Below are 17,820 nucleotides of genomic sequence, written 5' to 3' on the forward strand. Positions count from 1 at the left end.
GATAAACTCCGAGCATCAAAAATAATATACTTGCTATATCATTGTTGTTTTTGCGATTTAAACTCCATTAATAACTATGTCAATAGCGTATGAAACTTAACGCAGCCCAAAAAGAGTCGTAATGAAATTTAGCCCATTAGTTCAAGAACTTATTGATTCCCTCAAGTGTTTACCGGGTGTAGGAGCAAAATCTGCACAACGTATGGCATTTCATTTACTTGAACGAAACCGTCATGGCGGCAATAAGCTTTCGCAGACTTTAGCGCGAGCAATGGAAAATATTGGTCATTGTCAGCAGTGCCGTAACTTTACCGAAGAAAACTTATGTGATATTTGCCAAAGTCCAAAGCGTAAAATAGCCACGCAGTTATGTATTGTTGAAACGCCTGCCGATGTTATCGCCATAGAACAAACCGGTGAATTTCAAGGTCGCTATTTCGTATTAATGGGGCATTTATCACCACTTGATGGTATTGGCCCTGATGATTTAGGCCTAGATATTTTAGAAAAACAATTAGCGACCGGCCAGTTTAGTGAAGTTATTTTAGCCACTAATCCAACGGTAGAAGGCGAAGCAACCGCGCACTTTATTGCTGAACTCACTCAAAAGCATGATGTTGAAATTTCACGTATTGCTCATGGTGTGCCGGTAGGTGGAGAGCTGGAATATGTTGATGGCAATACTTTGTCGCATGCCTTGTCCGGACGGAAAAACTATAGTTTCTAACTAATGGTTTTTATCCAGTAGCCTTTAACTCATTTTACGAGAGCATAAATATCAATATAACGATTAAAAAATTATTACGAAATAGTGCTATTATCAGCACTACTTTTATTGTTGGTTGCACTTCAACTAACCAGCTAACAAACATAGAACAAGCCAACTCTATTATAAAATATAAAGATAATCCTGATAAGCTTACGCGTTTTGCTAACTTGTATCCGGGCAAAAAAAGCTATGAAATTACTTGCCAAGAAAACTGTTATCAGCCATCAACGGTAGTCGAATGTGAAAGCCCCGGTGAAAATTGTCGCTTTGTTGGCAAGCAATTACAGCCCGAAGTTAATACCGGTTTTACCTTTCGCTGGTTAGGGCATGCAAGTTTTTACCTTAAAAGCCCTGAAGGAAGTACCTTACTATTAGATCCTGTAAGCAAACAATTTGATTGGCCGGTTGATTGGGCTTTTAGATTGGCTAACGGTTTCTTTCGCAAGGAGCCCAAGTGGCTATTAGCTGATGAACTTAATGATGTAGATGCAGTTCTGTATTCGCATATTCATTATGATCACTTCAACAAAGATGACATTGAAAATATCGCTACTAATGCGCAATACTTGGTACCGCTAGGCTTTGGTGAACACTTTCCCGATGGCGGTTATAATATTAATGAAATGGCCTGGTTTTCAACGGCTAAATTAGCAGAATTGAATATTAATTTTGTCCCCGCTCATCATTTTAGTAGCCGGATTTTAGTCCCGTTTGTTTATGAGGATAATGATGCCACACTTTGGGGCGGTTGGGTTATCGAACAGCAAGGTAAACGGATATTTTTTGCGGGTGATACGGGTTATTCAAAACACTTTCAAGACATTCAACAGCGTTATGGTGATATGGATGTCTGTTTAATGCCTATTGCTTCTTATTATCATAAAGAAAACAGCTTATGGTATCGCTATGTTCATACCACGCCTGAAGATGCTTTAGTGGCAGCTCAAGAGCTTAATTGTAAAGTCATGATCCCATGGGGTTATGGTAATAATAGCTGGAAAATGGGCGACCATAGCTCACATTCGGCTTTACTGCGTTTATTAAAAATGCACAAAGAGATGAACTCGCCAATACCGTTATATATTTTAAATGAAGGTGAAGAAGTAACTTTTTAGCTTGATTTCGGTAATACGGCTCCACTTACCCCGAAGTAATCAGTAGTTAATCGCTATCAGTTGGTTTATGCGCTCGTTAAATGAGCCTATTGTCCGTCAAGCTAACCGAGAAGATAAATGTACAGGACATTTTCGGGAGCGACGTTTTAAATCACAAGCCCTTTTTGATGAAGGCGCACTGCTGTCGTGTATGGCTTATGTTGACGACTGATTTTGAAGGTATCTTACCGGTGCGGTAGGTACAGCAGAGCACTTATGTGAATTTAGTGAACATGTAGGCTTAAAGCGTACGTACGGTATGACCAATGCGCAAGCTTATTTAAATAGTGCATAACCGATCTGAAATAACAGTCAAAAAATGAGCTTACGCTGTGTCGTAGGACTAAGCTTGCTTAACATATGAGCAAAGCTCAATATTTTGCTCATTAGTAATATACAGTCACGAGCAAACCCGCAATATACTTGATAAATAAGTCATCAATTTAAGATGAAGGGCAACAAGTAATAAAATGGATATTGTGTAGAATTATTATGGGTGGCGTGATTAAAATCACCAGTCGAAAGCGTAACTAGGAGTTTGTTTCCTGTAAAATCGTAACAGCCATTGCTAAATCAAATTGAACAAAGTTAGGGGGGCCAGGATAACTTAAAAATACCCAATAAAAGCAATCGGATGTAAATTTTTGTGTATTGAGTATATAATATTTATTGTGCAGGCTTCTGATAACACTAAGTGATTCTACTCTCAAAAAATAGTTGCTACTAGGACAATAATAATAATGACAAACTACGCTCGTTTTCTTATATGTGTCTTCTTTGGTTTATGTACCACGTTCTCTACCACTGACGTATGTGCAACCGATGTAACACAAACAACAAGCTTAGACATCAGTAAACCTCAAAATCAACCTATCGGCAATCACTTAGTTTATTTACAGACTAAAGATAAGTTATCACCGTTAAATGCATATGAAAAATTAGATAAAGAAGGCATTCATTCAACCACTAGTGTACCCAACTTTGGAATTACCTCTGACATAGTATGGTTACAGCTTACTGTTCAAAATCCAACAGCTAAAACACTTTTACGTACACTGTGGACCGAAAGTATATGGCTAGACAAAATTGCGATCTACAAAATAAACAAGGGGCAAAGAATTACAACCCTAGTTACAACGATTGGCGATATTTTTCCCTTCAGTGCGAGACGAACTGATCACCGGCAATTGTCTTTTAATTATTCTTTCCCGCCAGGTGAAACCACTTTTCTGATTGAGGTAACAAACAATGATCCCACTTCATTAAATCTTTGGGTAAGTAGTGAGCAGGAGTTTCACTTGCAGAATAATCACGCAACATTTTCTTATGGCATTCTTTATGGGGCTATTTTGTCTCTGCTAATCTACAATTTATTGATGTTTCTATCGATTAAAGAAACCTATCATCTGTACTTTTCTTTATACCTTTTCAGTTTCCTGATTGCGAATCTGGGATATTCTGGTCACGCTTTTATGTGGTTTTGGCCGAACTCTCCACTTTTTGAGCAGTACGTTGTACTTTTTTTGATGGTGTTATATGGTATTGCCGGCATTATCTTTGCCTTAAATTTTTTGAAGCTAAACACTTCAATGCCAAAGTTATCAACAATGTTGCACTGGGCAAATGGCTTAATTTTATTGATACTTTCTATCTTTGCCGCTTTTGATTACCACCTTGGTTGCGCTGTGATTGCCTTTTATTACATCCCACTATTTAGCTTTACCATGTTAGTGCTTGGATTTATTGCGCTTCGCCAAAATAATCCAAGCGCTAAATATTTTATTTTAGCAACAATGACCGGTGCGATCGGGGCTAGTATTACTGCCCTTACTGTGGCTGGCGCATTGCCTTTTACTTATTTAGGTTTTAGGGCCGTAGACATAGGCGTATCACTGGATGTTGTTTTGCTAGCCTTTGCGGTAGCATACAAATTTAGGCGCTCTGAAGAAGCAAGAGAGACAGCAGAATTTACCGCAAACACCGATTCGCTGACCTTGTTGGACAATCGCCGTGCGTTTAATGCCAAAGTCAGCAAATTGTGGCTGCTTGGCAAACGAGAACAATCACCTGCTGCGGTAATTATCATTGACATCGATCACTTTAAAGACATAAATGATAAATATAGCCATGATGCGGGTGACAATGTATTGATAAAAATAGCGAAAATATTAAAAGAATCAGTCAGAGATAGCGATGTACTTTGTCGATGGGGAGGCGAAGAGTTTCTGATCTATCTACCTGAAACGAACGAAATAGGTGCATGCAACCTTGCCGATAAAATTAAAATAAATATGAATGCCGCATCGTTCAGTATTGATAATACTGAAATCAAGGTGTCAGCCAGTTTTGGCGTGTCGGAAAGAACCAAAACAGATAAGCAAGTAGGAGAAGTTATCAAGCGCTCTGATAAGGCACTGTATATTGCAAAAGGCTGTGGCCGCAATCGTTTTCAGGCCTGGAGTGAACTGAGGACTTCACTTTAAACGCTTATCTAGCTACCCATAATAACTTGTATAGCAGCAGTAACTTGCTTAGGTCATGAGTTTCGCCAAATGAGAGGGGACGAGGTGCGAGTCTGCCACTTTCCGAATAAATACACCTTTCATCTTATTAGAAAATAATATTGTCAGTATTTTGTTATTGCTTAGGGTGATCATGGGTGACATAGTAAAAAGTAGCATAGTAAAAAATATTTCGGGTGTTTTGAAAAGCGTCATTCTATGAACGTGTTTTGGAATAAACCAATGTTGCATTAAATAATTCTTTGTCCGATTTTTAAACCCGAGTAGAGTTATAAACTGGAAAATCAACAGACCCTAATGGAGTAAATATGTCTTTTGAGAGAATAATGGCTTTAGAAGTTACTGATGATGAAGCATATCAAAAATATCGTGAGCATATGATGCCGATACTGCATTCATTTGGTGCTAGTTTTGGGTTCGATTTTAAAGTCAGTGAGGTGTTAAAATCAAAAACCTGTGCGGCAATAAACCGTGTGTTTACTATCGACTTTCCAAGCAAAGAAATAATGGATAAGTTTTTCACTGATCCAGCTTACATTGCCGTTAAAGATAAGTATTTTCAACATTCTGTTAAATCAGCGACAGTTATTTCAATGCATGAGAAAAGTGATTAATTCTCAATAAAGCAATTGCTTATGTAGAGCAAATTGCTTTACGGATTAAAAATCAATAGTCATTTTTTATAAGTGACTAGCGGCATGGTTATTGGTCATTAAGCATGTTTTGGCATATTTCAGTAATATTATGCCGATAGCTACAATAATAGCGGTGAGATAAAGTGCAGCATTGTAATTGCCAAATTGCTCGATAAGTGCGACACAATATAACGGTGCAACGACTTGTCCAACGCCATAAGCAGCGGTGATCACGCCCATAATAAATACCGGATTTTTCCCAGCTAATTGACCGGCAAAATTCATAAACAAAGCCACTAAACCAATGAAGGTTGCGCCGTATAACATACCGCTAATTAGATTAAGTATGATGTTGTTGGAGAAGATAGGAATTAAAATACCAACCACTTGTAGTGCCATAGCTAACATCATCATATCAATACTGTTGTAGCGATGGGCTAAACGCATCCAAATAATACAAGAGGGAATACCTGCCAAACCCACAGCCAACCAAGCATAGCCACCATAGCCTGCTAAACCCGGTAATGAATTAACAATATCAGGTAAAAATGTTGCCTGTACTACCATACCAACACCTTCGGTAAAGTAGGCGAGGGCAAGAATAATAACCAGCGGGCTAAATAATGATTTATCAAATTTATGCTTAATCACTTGATCGGCATTTTGCTTATCAAAAGTTAAAATATAGGCTGAATAACAAGCGAACACTGTTCCTGCAATTGCTAGAGCTAACCAAGCATGTTGCCAGTGATCACTGAAATTAAAAACCGCACGCATAATGACATCAGAAACTAATATTGAGAAACCAAGGCCGCTAAAGTGAATGCCCATGGCTTTAGTTTTGTTGGTATTTTGCAGTTTTGACATCACGATGGCTGAGCCAACCACGAGTGCCATAGCTGCGCCAAAACCTGCCAATAAGCGCGCAATTAACCAAATAACTTGGCTTTGGGTAATCGCTAATAATAGCGAGGTGATAATACAGAGCACTAAACCAAATCTAAAAAACTTAACTTTGGCATGAATATCTTTAATGAAAATAGAAAAAATAGAACCCGATAAATAACCAACATAGTTGACTGATGCCAGCATGCCGGCAAAAGCAATACTGAGATGATTTTCTAGCATGGCTGGCAGTAATGATGTAAAAGCAAAGCGCGCCACACCAACACCTACCACTAAAGCTAAAATGCCAGCTAATAAAATAGCAGCGTTGTTATTTCGATCAAACAAGCGTGTGAATCCTTATATTTTTCAGGTGTTGAAAAATGCTTATGCGCGTTGGTGGAAAAGAAATCGCCAAGACTCTAATGTAAAGGACAGTGTTAACTCAAAGCAACTTATTATTGGTTATAACTCATATAAATTAAATTGTTGAAATAGTTTATTGTTATTCAATTTAAAACATATGCTAGATCTTTCCTCTTAGAGTGCAACGGTTTTTTAAATCTAATTTATTTACAATTCCCCTTGAAAAAAATTTAATGAGCCTCAAATAAGGTAACAAGCAAATAAAGCGATTTAGCTCTTATTGAACATAATCAAATGATAGGTTTAGTTAGCAAGTCGTTTACCAAATTGAAAAAAACATTAGAGGATTGTTTTAAATGACAACAGAAAATAACGCTGTAAAACATCAGTTTGCATCAGATAATGCAAAAATACTTAAACTAATGATCCACTCTCTTTATTCGAATAAAGAAATATTTTTACGTGAGTTAGTTTCTAATGCAGCTGATGCGTCAGACAAACTACGTTTTAAAGCATTATCAAATGCCGACCTTTATGAAGGTGACGGCGAACTTCGTGTACGTGTTAGCTCAGATAAAGAAGCCAACACCATGACTATTTCTGATAACGGTATTGGTATGACTCATGACCAAATCGTTGAGCATTTAGGTACCATTGCAAAATCAGGTACGGCTGAATTTTTCTCACAATTATCAGGCGACCAAGCGGCAGACTCACAACTAATTGGTCAATTTGGTGTTGGCTTTTACTCAGCATTTATTGTTGCAGATAAAGTGACGGTACGTTCACGTGCTGCCGGCGTTGATAAATCTGAAGGTGTTGAATGGACATCGGAAGGTGAAGGTGAATTTACTACAGCTAAGATTGAAAAATCAGGTCGTGGTACTGATATTATTTTACATCTTAAAGAAGATGAAACTGAGTTTGCTGATGATTGGCGTTTAAAGTCAATTGTGACTAAATACTCAGATCATATTTCTGTTTCTGTTGAAATGTTAACGCCAGAAGTACCAGCGGTTGCTGCTGTTGAAGAAGTAAAAGACGATGAAGGCAATATAACAACGCCAGCTGTTGAAGCTCGTGACGCGGTACCTGCAAAATGGGAACCGGTAAATAAAGCAACAGCACTTTGGACGCGTGAAAAAGCAGAGGTAAGTGACGACGAATACAAAGAGTTCTATAAACATGTATCTCATGACTTTGCTGACCCTATGCTTTGGGAACACAACAAGGTAGAAGGTAAAACTGAATATACCTCATTATTGTACATTCCATCAAAAGCACCATTTGATATGTACAATCGTGAAAAACAACACGGCTTAAAGTTGTACGTACAACGTGTATTTATTATGGATGATGCTGAGCAGTTTATGCCAGCTTACTTACGCTTTGTTAAAGGTTTATTAGATTCAAATGATTTGCCATTAAACGTATCGCGTGAAATTTTACAAGACAGTAAGATCACCCAAGCTATCCGTAAAGGTTGTAGCAAACGTGTATTGAAAATGCTTGAAAAGCTAGGCAAAAAAGACGCTGATCAATATCAACTGTTTTGGAATGAGTTTGGCCAAGTGCTAAAAGAAGGTCCAGCAGAAGATATGGCTAACAAAGACGCCATTGCGGGCTTGTTACGTTTTGCTTCAACTCATGCCGATACCAGCGTACAAAGTGCTTCTTTAGCACAGTACGTTGAACGCATGAAAGAAGGCCAAGACAAAATATACTATGTGGTTGCCGATAGCTTCGAAGCAGCTAAAAATAGCCCGCATTTAGAAGTATTCCGCAAAAAAGGCATTGAAGTGTTATTAATGTCGGATCGTATTGATGAATGGTTAGTTAGCCATTTAACTGAATTTGACGGCAAGCAATTACAATCAGTAACGCGCGGCGGTTTAGATTTAGGTGATATGGATGACGCTGAAACGAAAGAAGCACAAGAAAAACTTGAGCAAGAATTTGATCCTGTTGTTACGCGCATCAAAGCGGCACTTGCAGGTAAAGCCAAAGATGTAAAAATTTCACAACGTTTAACTGACTCACCAGCGTGTATCGTTGCAGATGAACATGACATGAGCAGCCAAATGATGAAATTGATGCAGTCAGTTGGCCAAGAAGTGCCAGATGCTTTACCAATTTTTGAAATCAACGCTGAACATGAATTGATCAAGCACGTTGCAGATGAACAAGATGACGAGCAATTCAAACAATGGACTGAAGTATTGTTTGAACAAGCAATGTTAGCAGAGCGTGGTAGCTTGAAAGACCCAGCGAGTTTTGTTGCACGTTTGAACAAATTGATGCTGAGTTTAACTAAATAATGATTTAGCTCATATTGACCTTAGACTTTAGTCAAAAAAAGGAGCTTTTTAGCTCCTTTTTTGATTTTTTGCACGGCTTGCTACTTGTTTGAAACCCTTTGAATATGTATAGTGTTTGCACTTTCGCAAAACCAATTCATTAATTAAATAGGGTTATACTAAATGCGCATTATTTTATTAGGTGCACCAGGTGCCGGTAAGGGTACTCAAGCACAATTCTTAATGGCTAAATTTGGCATTCCACAAATCTCTACCGGTGATATGCTTCGCGCTGCAATTAAAGCAGGAACTGAACTTGGCAAAAAAGCCAAAGCAGTGATGGACGCAGGTCAACTCGTTTCTGATGAATTAATTATTGGTTTGGTTAAAGAGCGTATAGCGCAGGATGACTGTAAAGCCGGCTTTTTACTGGATGGTTTCCCACGTACTATTCCACAAGCTGACGCCATGAAAGAAAACGGCGTTGCTGTTGATTATGTTATTGAGTTTGATGTACCTGATGAAGTGATTGTAGAGCGTATGGCTGGCCGTCGGGTTCATGCTGGCTCAGGTCGTGTTTATCACATAGTTTACAATCCGCCAAAAGTGGCAGGTAAAGATGATGAAACTGGTGATGAATTATTAGTTCGCCCAGATGATGAAGAAGCAACAGTGCGCAAGCGTTTAGGTATTTATCACGAGCAAACAAAACCATTAGTTGCCTACTATCAAGCAGAAGCTAAAGCTGATGCTTGCGCTTATATCACTATTGATGGCACACAAGCAGTAGAAAAAGTTAACGCATTATTAGATGAGAAGTTAGCTTAATTTTTCTGTTTAGTTGCAATTTAAAAATAAAAAGCTCGCATTAGCGTAATGCCGATCAGTTAAGCGAATTTTATTAAAAATTTTAGGGAACATTTGACCGATCCTGTACACATGCGAAAATCCGATAAGCCTTAGCCATCGGATTTTTTTATGCAACTTTCAGAAGCGCTTGCTCGCACCTCAATTAATCGTCTTACCGAATTTTCATGTCTTGCTGATGTATTAGAGCCTGACATCATTCAATCGTGTCTTGATTCAAATGGCGTTGCTACACTCAGAAAACGTAAGTTACTGATGGACGCAATGGTTTGGGCGGTTATTGGTATGGCGTTATTTAGAACAGGTTCCGTTCGCCAATTAATTAACAAGCTCGATATTGTTCTCCCTAAAGAGGTTGATTATGTCGCGCGAAGTGCCATAACTCAGGCATGTAAAAACTCGGTAGCGATGTTGTTCGTGATGTTTTTCATCAAACTTCCGCAACGTGGAATGAGCGAGCAGAGCACCCGCATTGGTGTGGTTTGACGCTTTATAGTGTCGACGGTGTTGTTTGACGAACACCTGAAACGAAAGAGAATAGCGCGAGTTTTACTCGTATAGCCAACAAAGCAAGTGAGGCAGGATACCCGCAAGTTCGCATGGTCTGCATGATGGAGTTAAGCCGCCACCTTATCGTCGACAGCGCATTTGATAGTGTTACGGAAAGTGAAATGAACTTAGCCGCTAGAATGATAGAGCGTATGCCAAACGACAGTTTAACGCTATTCGATAAAGGTTCTTATTCACTTGGATTATTACATGATTGGCAACAACGAGGGACAAACACTCATTGGTTGCCGCCACTCAAAAAGCGAACACAATATGAGGTAATACAAAGCTTTGGGAAACAAGATAAATTGATACTTTTATATACAACGCCACAATCGAGAAAAAAACGCCCAGCGTTACCCGAGAGCATTGAGGCAAGATTATTGACGCGTAAAATCAAAGGTAAAGCGGTTCAAATCCTCACTTCAATGACTGACCCGATGGCTTATCCAAGTACAGATATCGTTGACTTATATGCACATCGTTGGGAGATTGAAATAGGCTACAGAGAAATCAAGCATAGATGCTTGAAAGTCGGTTTACGCTACGAAGTAACTTGCCAGAGCTATTATTCAGGAGTTGTGGGGGCATATTGCTTGGATATTATCTGATCCGGTACAAAATGATATTGATAGCTCAATCACTAAAAAGTATCTATCCGAACCAATTAAGCTTCAGGGATGCTTCTTCTCACATAATTCATAAGCTCACGATGATACCAATCTATGCACCAGGAAATGTACCAAAAATAATCTTAGATATAGAGAAAATGTGAGTTAATTTAAACTAGAAATGAAATGAAATGAAATGAAACGAGAACGAAGTTATCCACGCACACTCAAAGTATGCAAAAACAGGTACCCCGTGGCTAAAAGAAAAATGCCGCTCACCTTAAGTGATCGGCATTATGCATTAGCGATCTTTTTTATGCAACCAATTGAGTTCAGACGATCTACGCACGCTTTTTATGATAATGACGTAAAGCATGCTCTTTTTGCCGGCCTTGGCTAAATGCAGTAATACGCTTTAAATAGCCGATAATACGTGTGCCGTGGTCAATATTTTCACTGCCACAAGCGTCACAATACATTAAGGTGCGTTTATCTATTTTCTCACAATCATTACAAATAGTAATTTTGACGTTAACGCAAAAGTAATTACAACCAGTTGCTGCAGCAACGTTGAAAAGCTTTAGGTAAGCTTCGATTGATAATGACTCATCGAGATTTAAATGCAGTGCTGAGCCGCCATCTAAGTATTGCGTGATTTCTTTGCCATGTAGAACAAATTTATCTAAATGATTTGTATCGTTATCTTCTACTAAATAAAAATATGAATTATAGCAGTCACGATTGACTTGATAGCCGTCGTTACGATCCCATTTCGCATTTTTTACCCCTAAGTTTTCTGCCGGCACAAACTCAGTATTGAACATATAGCCAAAATGCTTTTTAGCGGCTTGGTTCGCGTTATAAATCACTTGTAGTTTGCTGCTGACAAAGTCTTTGTAGGCTTGGTTATTATTAGCCGGAATATTACAAAACTCTGCTGCTTCAGCCATGCCATTAATACCAATGGTTAGAAATTGCTTATCAAGTGAGATAAAACCAGCATCGTAAACCGATAAAGCGCCCTTGGCTTGGTAGTCTTGCATTAACTTGCGATAGGCAACTTGGTATTTTTGAATTTTTTCAATTTCGCTTTGTAAATCACGACCGTCTTGTACCAGACGGTTCATGTTCAAGGTGATAACATTAATTGACCCTGTTGCCACGCCACCTGCGCCTAAGGTATAAGAAAAAGTATTATCTGAAATTTCATTACGCAAACGACAGCATGAGGCAAGTGAGTCAGGACTATCAGATAAATAGATGAAAAATGAATTTCCTTGTGCTTTTTGCTCGGCCAATTGTCGAGCAAAAATATCATCTTTACAGCGGCCATTTTCGGTTAGCATCGCGGCGGTAACGACAGGAAAGGTTAACACAGCTTTTTCACGTTCTTTATTTAACCAGCTAAGAAAAAACTGCTGCAATTGTTCAACGGTTTGCCAGTTTGGTTTGGAAAAGTCAGGAAAAACAAAGTTTTCAAACATAGCGGCAAAGTAATGTTGATCAAACAAGGAAATATTCCAAAATACACTTTGGTAGCCACGTGCTGCCGCGGGTTGGTTGATAGCATAAACCACATGTTGTAAATGGTTTTCAATGGCTTTTTTATGGCTAGTTAAATAGTTATCACCATATTCAAGACGAGCAAAATAATCAAAATAAGTGATAAATTCAACGGTGGCAACAGCACCGGCAAATTGCGCAGAAATAGCAAAAATCAAATTAACAAAAGAACCGCAGAAAGACTCTAAATGCTGTGGTGCTTTTGACTCGCCGCCCAACTTAGTTAAGCCATCAAGTAAAAATGGGTACATACTGATAGACGTGCAATAAGGCTTTAAACTGGTTTCATCGTGCACATAAATTTCATGTGCTTCAATTTGCCGTAAGTACTCAAGTGCTAACTCGTCGCCAAATGCTTCACGAATTTTGTCTTGTACCAGTGCTCGGTTTATTTGTACAAAGCAGTCTTTTAATAATTCTGCTTCTAATGTAGCAATATTTTTTTGCCCAACATTGGCATTAGCATCCATTTTTGAACCGTCAGCAGCATTTTGCGCGAGGAAATAATTATGGATAAAATCTTTTTTATGGTTAATTTGCCTGTCACTAAGCTGCAACATTGTTAACTCCTTTTAATAAATTACTGTGATGATTTTTTATAAATAAGTGATTGAGCTTTTCACCGGTTTTTATATCGCGAAAAACTTGATTGCTTGTAATACTTTCCAAACCACCAAGCGCTGATTGCCATGGACCTGTTTTTAAGAAATTAAGATGCTCAGATATACTGATGTCGATGTGCTTTTGCCCAGAGTAAAGGCAAGTTTTTAAGCCCAAATTTCTAGCGATAAGTAATTTTTCAATTAATGCTTTGGCTTGCCATTCACCACCAAAAAAAATCACGCAACTGATCAAGTTCTGGTATTTAGTTAACCAATTAATAAAGCTTTTATTTGATAAATGGCTGCCATAGTCCGCATTCCATAACTCAGTACTATGACAGCCGGTGCAAGCTACTTTGCAGCCACTAACGCTAAAACAAAGGCTAATTTCATTTGGTACTTCCTGGAAAACAATCGAAGGAGGTAAACAATTAAATTTCATATTAAAACCTATATATGCTTATTTTGTTTCTGTTGAGCACAATATATAGTGTTTTTGTGTTTTTTACTGTTGATCAGGATCAAAAGTTTGTTAAAGTAATACTATATGTAGGGTTTTATTTTTATTATTTTACTAGATATGGTGTTTTATTCGACTGCTAGTGGGGGAGATCTTTGTTATCCTTGGAGGTTATTCTGGGCCTCGATTAACGGCTGATCTGATGGTAAAACTGGCCGTTTAAAATGACACTGACCTATATAACCTCATTCTTTACTTAAATGGCGCTATTAATTGCTTATCTTACTCGGTATGATTCCGGCCAATAATGGTTTAATAATAAAAATAGTATAAGGAAAGGAAATGGCAACACTATCGTTAACAGGCTTCTACGCGAGTTTACTCGGTATTTTATATATTGGCTTAGCCATTAACATTATTCGTTTACGCAGGAAGTTTAAAGTTGGCATTGGCTCTGGTGATAATAAATTTTTAGCTAAGGCTATTCGTATTCATGGCAACTTTGCCGAATATATCCCTTTAGCGTTAATTTTATTGGCAGTTTATGAATTAAATGGCGCATCTGTGATCATGCAACATGCCTTAGGGGCAACTTTAGTTGTTGGCCGTGCTTTACACGCCATTGGTTTAACGAAAAGTATCGGTATCTCAATTCAACGACAAGTGGGTATGTTGTCGACATTTTTGGTGATTTTAATTTTAGCGGTTGAAAACATTCGTAGCTTTGTTACGGCTTAACGTTTAATAACTTTATAATAATGAACAGTGGCTAGGTTATACAATTATATAACCTAGCCATGATCTGCTTGATGGAATAGCGGTATATTAGCGCTTTTGTAACATGCTGATATGTGGAATTCCATCTTCTAAATAGCTTTCGCTTACTCTGCTAAAACCATGCTGATTATAGTATTTTTCTAAATGCTCTTGTGCGGAAATTTTGACCGTATCTTGCGGAAAGTAGCGCAAGCATTTAGCTAGGGCTATTTGCATTAATTGGTGACCAAGGCCCTTACCACGAGCACTTTGCGCAATCACCACACGACCAATACTGATGTTATCGGGATAGGTTAATCCTTTGGGTAATATGCGCAAATATGCCGTCATAATTCCCTTTTGATAACAAAATAAATGTTGAGTTTCGGGATGTCGGTCGTGATCATCTAAGTCGGGGTAAAAACAGCTTTGCTCTACCACAAAGATATCAATGCGTAATTTTAGTAAATCATAAAGTTCATTGGTAGTGAGTTGTGAAAAGTTTTTGTTTTCCCAGATTATGTCATTTTCTATCAAAGGTTTATTCCGTTATATTGCTGATTTTTATCAGTTATGGTTGATGTACTGCCAGTAGTAAAATTATCTACTATGAATCACAAATGAAAATTCACTATATGCGAATGAAGTATTTTACTCATTTTAGCGGTGCTATTACAGCTAAGAGAATAAAGCAGTATCAAATGTTTTGATTAATCAGTCGTTGTTCAAAATCAGCTATCGATAATGGTCTGGCTAATAAATAACCTTGTCCTAAGAGGCAACCTGCATTTGTTAGAAGCTCTCTTTGTTGCTCAGTTTCTATACCTTCGGCAATGACCTTTATATTAAGCTTATTTGCCATCACAATAATGGCCTCACAAAGGGCAACATCTTTATTATCGACAGACATATTCTGCACAAAACTTTTATCAATTTTTAAATAATCAATAGAGAAGTTTTTCAAGTAAGAGAATGAGCAATAACCGGTGCCAAAGTCATCAATAGACACTGTCAGCCCTTGTCGACGAATATTATCGAGTGCGCTAACCACCTCTGCTTGATTCTCCATCAGCAAATTTTCTGTTATTTCAATCGATATTGCTTCAGGTGGGATATTTCGTTCGATAAGTGATCCAGCCCAAGCAATGATTTGCTGACCTTTATTTCGGTACTGCACAGGAGATGTGTTGATGCTGATCATTAAGTTATGGCAGTGACTGTTTCTCCACTGCTGCACCTGTTGTGATACTTCTTTAAATACCCATTCACTAATTTCAACAATAAGCCCAGTTTCTTCTGCAACAGGGATAAAATCTAACGGTGAAATTAAACCTTTCTTGGGATGTTGCCAACGGATCAGTGCTTCCGCTTTAGATATTTGATTATTTGTTAAGTTAACTATCGGTTGATAAACCATGTAAAATTGCTGTTCTGTAATAGCAACCCGCAGATCTTGAATGATTTCCATGCGTTTGAGAAAATTTTTGCGCATATTTTCGGTAAAGTAATGAATGCTGTTTCGCCCACGGGCTTTAGCACCATACATGGCTTGGTCTGCATTTCTTAATAGCGCGTCTATGCTCATGGCATCGTTTGGATAAAGTGCAATACCTATACTGGCGGTGCAATAAACGCTTTTTTGTTCAATAATATAAGGTTGCGCAAGTGTATTTAATAATTTTTGTCCAATGTTATCAACGTCAGTGTCTGTACTTGTACCGACAAGTACGATGATAAACTCATCACCACCTAGCCGGGCAACAATATCATTTTTTCGAAGACATTTTTTGATGCGCTTTGCACTGTCAATAAGTAAAATATCACCAGCACTATGCCCCAAAGAATCGTTTACATCTTTAAAGTTGTCTAGATCTAACATAATAATAGCAAGTTGCTTTTTTTCGCGTTGAGCATTATCGACCGCTGTTGTTAGATGTTCATGTAATAAGTTACGATTGGGTAAGTTGGTTAGACTATCAAAGTTAGCTTGCTGCCATATTGTTTTATTGGCTTTTTCTCGCTCTATTGCGATACGAGCTAAGTTGGCAAACTGTTCGATAAGTGTGAAATCAAGTTCGTTTGGTGTTGATATTGTTCGTTGGTAAATAGCAAAGGTACCTAGCACATTACCTTCGTTATCGATGATTGGCTCCGACCAACAGGCAGAGAGTTGTGCTTTTTTTGCCAATGCTGCCCAAGCAGTCCAATAAGGATGTGTTGCTATATCGGTAACAATAACCCTTTTTCTTGTGTAAGCCGCCGTTCCACATGAGCCCATGGCTTCACCAATAGTGAAACCGTCTATTGCTTGGTTATAAAAATCAGGTAAGCTTGGTGCTGCGCCTAATATTAATTTTTTTCCTGTTTTGTCGAGTAATAAAATACTGCATTTAGCGTCTGAGTATTCATTCTCAATACCTTGGATAACAGCAGGTAGTACTTTTGATAACTTACTTGAACTGGCGATCAATTCTAAAATATTATTACGAACTTTGTTTATTTTATCCTGCTCGGATAATTGACGATTTTTGTTTTGCATAAACATTGAAAGTGCACAGGCAAACATATTAGTTAATACCAGTCCGCCTATAACACGATAAAATGTAAAGTCATCGAATTGTTGATAGGTAATAAAACACGCCAAAATAATAAATAAGCTGTTAAATAAAATAGCAATAGTGGGGGAGAGTAAATAAAAAGCTACAATAACAATGGGAAATACCCAATAAATTAAACTTGCGCCTTCTAATTCCAGAGCTACTAATAATAATACCTGCATAAAAACTGCAAGTAAGTTACTGAAAAGTTGTGTTTTATTGCTGTACCAAACACCGGAAAAAATAATAATTGAACCTATAATTGCAGCAAGGTCAATGAGGATGGCCGTTGTTTCTTGGCTTTGAATACTTACCATAAGAAATGGAAGTATTACGAAGATTGCTAAAGCGGTTACTATTAAAAGTATTTGTTCTTCTTCTGGGCGGTGCTTTAATTTAACCGTCATACGAGAGCAACTTCTTATTAATGAATTATTTTATTGAATTATTGTAATGAAATCGTCTGAAACTATTATGCTTATTATTAGCCTAGCACATGGAGTGATAAACTCGCATTTTATCCAGCAGCAATAAATATAGTATAGACAACATTCAGTACATTAACTTATAGCAATTTTACTAAGTTTCTGAGTGGGAACAAACTTAATAAACTTGGTATTAATTGGAATTTAGCCGTTAACAACCAAGGTATGTAAACTTTGCAAGCAACTATCATCTTGCTTATCTGCAAGGTATTGACAAATTTCTTGTTTGTATTGATTAATATTGAGCGCTGGAAATTCAATATATATCACATTTTTTAGGGCCTTTTTCTCAAGAAATAACACATAGGCTAGAGGAAGATACTTAGGGTTGAAGTCGTGTTGATAAATAGTGGCTCGTACTTGTGATGCACTATAATATTGTGCTTCACCGTAACGTTTTTCAAGCGTCGGTAGCAGTTTTTTACTGTACTTTTTGAGCGAATAATATTTGAACATATGCTAATCCTTAGCATTATCTTTGCATCCTAAAATTTAAGTTTATATTGTAAGTTGCTAAGCTTTCATTCGTCAAGTGATACAAGCTACAAGCCTTTGTTACTCTATGTTTTGTGGATTTGGATATACTTTTTAGGTGTTTTTTTTTTGAAAGAAAATTGATAGGTTATTGATTATTAAAGAACAGATAGCCATCAAGTTTAATAAAATTAACAAATGCATTAATTAAATTAAACTTGCTTTAAT

At 37.6% G+C, this 17,820-nt stretch carries 14 protein-coding genes and 1 pseudogene; 9 read left to right on the top strand and 6 right to left on the bottom strand.

What is annotated here, in order from left to right:
• Positions 1 to 121 precede the first annotated feature (121 nt).
• From recR to FGD67_RS00250, 5 genes are all read left to right on the top strand, one after another.
• On the top strand, positions 122 to 727 hold the full coding sequence (gene recR / locus FGD67_RS00230; RefSeq protein ID WP_257173128.1) for a recombination mediator RecR: 606 nt from the start codon (positions 122 to 124) through the stop codon (positions 725 to 727).
• A gap of 50 nt (positions 728 to 777) precedes the next feature.
• Positions 778 to 1,884 (top strand): MBL fold metallo-hydrolase, encoded by a 1,107-nt coding sequence (locus tag FGD67_RS00235; protein WP_257175188.1) that lies wholly within the window; start codon positions 778 to 780, stop codon positions 1,882 to 1,884.
• 67 nt (positions 1,885 to 1,951) lie between these two features.
• Positions 1,952 to 2,095 carry a hypothetical protein gene (locus tag FGD67_RS00240; protein ID WP_257173129.1) on the top strand — a complete coding sequence of 48 codons (144 nt, stop codon included), beginning with the start codon at positions 1,952 to 1,954 and terminating at the stop codon, positions 2,093 to 2,095.
• A gap of 568 nt (positions 2,096 to 2,663) precedes the next feature.
• The gene (locus FGD67_RS00245; RefSeq protein WP_257173130.1) at positions 2,664 to 4,406 is read left to right on the top strand and encodes a diguanylate cyclase; all 1,743 of its coding nucleotides are present in this window, start codon (positions 2,664 to 2,666) and stop codon (positions 4,404 to 4,406) included.
• Between the two features lie 347 nt (positions 4,407 to 4,753).
• Positions 4,754 to 5,059: a DUF1330 domain-containing protein gene (locus FGD67_RS00250; RefSeq protein WP_257173131.1), complete on the top strand. Its 306-nt coding sequence runs from the start codon at positions 4,754 to 4,756 to the stop codon at positions 5,057 to 5,059.
• A 66-nt stretch (positions 5,060 to 5,125) separates the two neighbouring features.
• Here FGD67_RS00250 and FGD67_RS00255 read toward each other — a convergent pair whose 3' ends face one another.
• Positions 5,126 to 6,313 carry a YbfB/YjiJ family MFS transporter gene (locus FGD67_RS00255; protein WP_257173132.1) on the bottom strand — a complete coding sequence of 396 codons (1,188 nt, stop codon included), beginning with the start codon at positions 6,311 to 6,313 and terminating at the stop codon, positions 5,126 to 5,128.
• A gap of 374 nt (positions 6,314 to 6,687) precedes the next feature.
• Between FGD67_RS00255 and htpG the strand changes: the two genes are divergently transcribed.
• From htpG to FGD67_RS00270, 3 genes and pseudogenes are all read left to right on the top strand, one after another.
• The gene (gene htpG, locus FGD67_RS00260; protein ID WP_257173133.1) at positions 6,688 to 8,649 is read left to right on the top strand and encodes a molecular chaperone HtpG; all 1,962 of its coding nucleotides are present in this window, start codon (positions 6,688 to 6,690) and stop codon (positions 8,647 to 8,649) included.
• A 162-nt stretch (positions 8,650 to 8,811) separates the two neighbouring features.
• Entirely contained in the window at positions 8,812 to 9,456 is a 645-nt protein-coding gene (gene adk, locus FGD67_RS00265) for an adenylate kinase (RefSeq protein WP_257173134.1), read from the top strand.
• Positions 9,457 to 9,606: 150 nt separating this feature from the next.
• A pseudogene (locus FGD67_RS00270) lies at positions 9,607 to 10,923 on the top strand (IS4 family transposase); the annotation flags it as partial.
• A 73-nt stretch (positions 10,924 to 10,996) separates the two neighbouring features.
• On the opposite strand, the gene nrdD reads toward FGD67_RS00270, so the two are convergent.
• Together nrdD and nrdG are read right to left on the bottom strand one after the other, a co-directional pair.
• Positions 10,997 to 12,778 carry an anaerobic ribonucleoside-triphosphate reductase gene (nrdD, locus tag FGD67_RS00275; protein ID WP_257173135.1) on the bottom strand — a complete coding sequence of 594 codons (1,782 nt, stop codon included), beginning with the start codon at positions 12,776 to 12,778 and terminating at the stop codon, positions 10,997 to 10,999.
• A complete protein-coding gene (nrdG, locus tag FGD67_RS00280) occupies positions 12,765 to 13,262 on the bottom strand; it encodes an anaerobic ribonucleoside-triphosphate reductase activating protein (RefSeq protein WP_257173136.1) in 498 nt (165 codons plus the stop codon). The genes nrdD and nrdG overlap by 14 nt, the downstream gene beginning before the upstream one ends.
• Positions 13,263 to 13,622: 360 nt before the next feature.
• On the opposite strand from nrdG, the gene FGD67_RS00285 reads away from it, so the two are divergent.
• A complete protein-coding gene (locus FGD67_RS00285; RefSeq protein WP_257173137.1) occupies positions 13,623 to 14,018 on the top strand; it encodes an MAPEG family protein in 396 nt (131 codons plus the stop codon).
• Between the two features lie 87 nt (positions 14,019 to 14,105).
• Here FGD67_RS00285 and FGD67_RS00290 read toward each other — a convergent pair whose 3' ends face one another.
• The 3 genes from FGD67_RS00290 to FGD67_RS00300 form a co-directional block, all read right to left on the bottom strand.
• Positions 14,106 to 14,558, bottom strand: coding sequence for a GNAT family N-acetyltransferase (locus FGD67_RS00290; RefSeq protein WP_257175189.1), 453 nt, complete (start codon positions 14,556 to 14,558; stop codon positions 14,106 to 14,108).
• A gap of 175 nt (positions 14,559 to 14,733) precedes the next feature.
• Positions 14,734 to 17,040, bottom strand: coding sequence for a bifunctional diguanylate cyclase/phosphodiesterase (locus FGD67_RS00295; RefSeq protein ID WP_257173138.1), 2,307 nt, complete (start codon positions 17,038 to 17,040; stop codon positions 14,734 to 14,736).
• 222 nt (positions 17,041 to 17,262) lie between these two features.
• The gene (locus FGD67_RS00300; RefSeq protein ID WP_257173139.1) at positions 17,263 to 17,574 is read right to left on the bottom strand and encodes a DUF6559 family protein; all 312 of its coding nucleotides are present in this window, start codon (positions 17,572 to 17,574) and stop codon (positions 17,263 to 17,265) included.
• Between the last annotated feature and the right edge of the window lie 246 nt (positions 17,575 to 17,820).

Source organism: Colwellia sp. M166, assembly GCF_024585285.1.
Taxonomy (GTDB): domain Bacteria; phylum Pseudomonadota; class Gammaproteobacteria; order Enterobacterales; family Alteromonadaceae; genus Cognaticolwellia.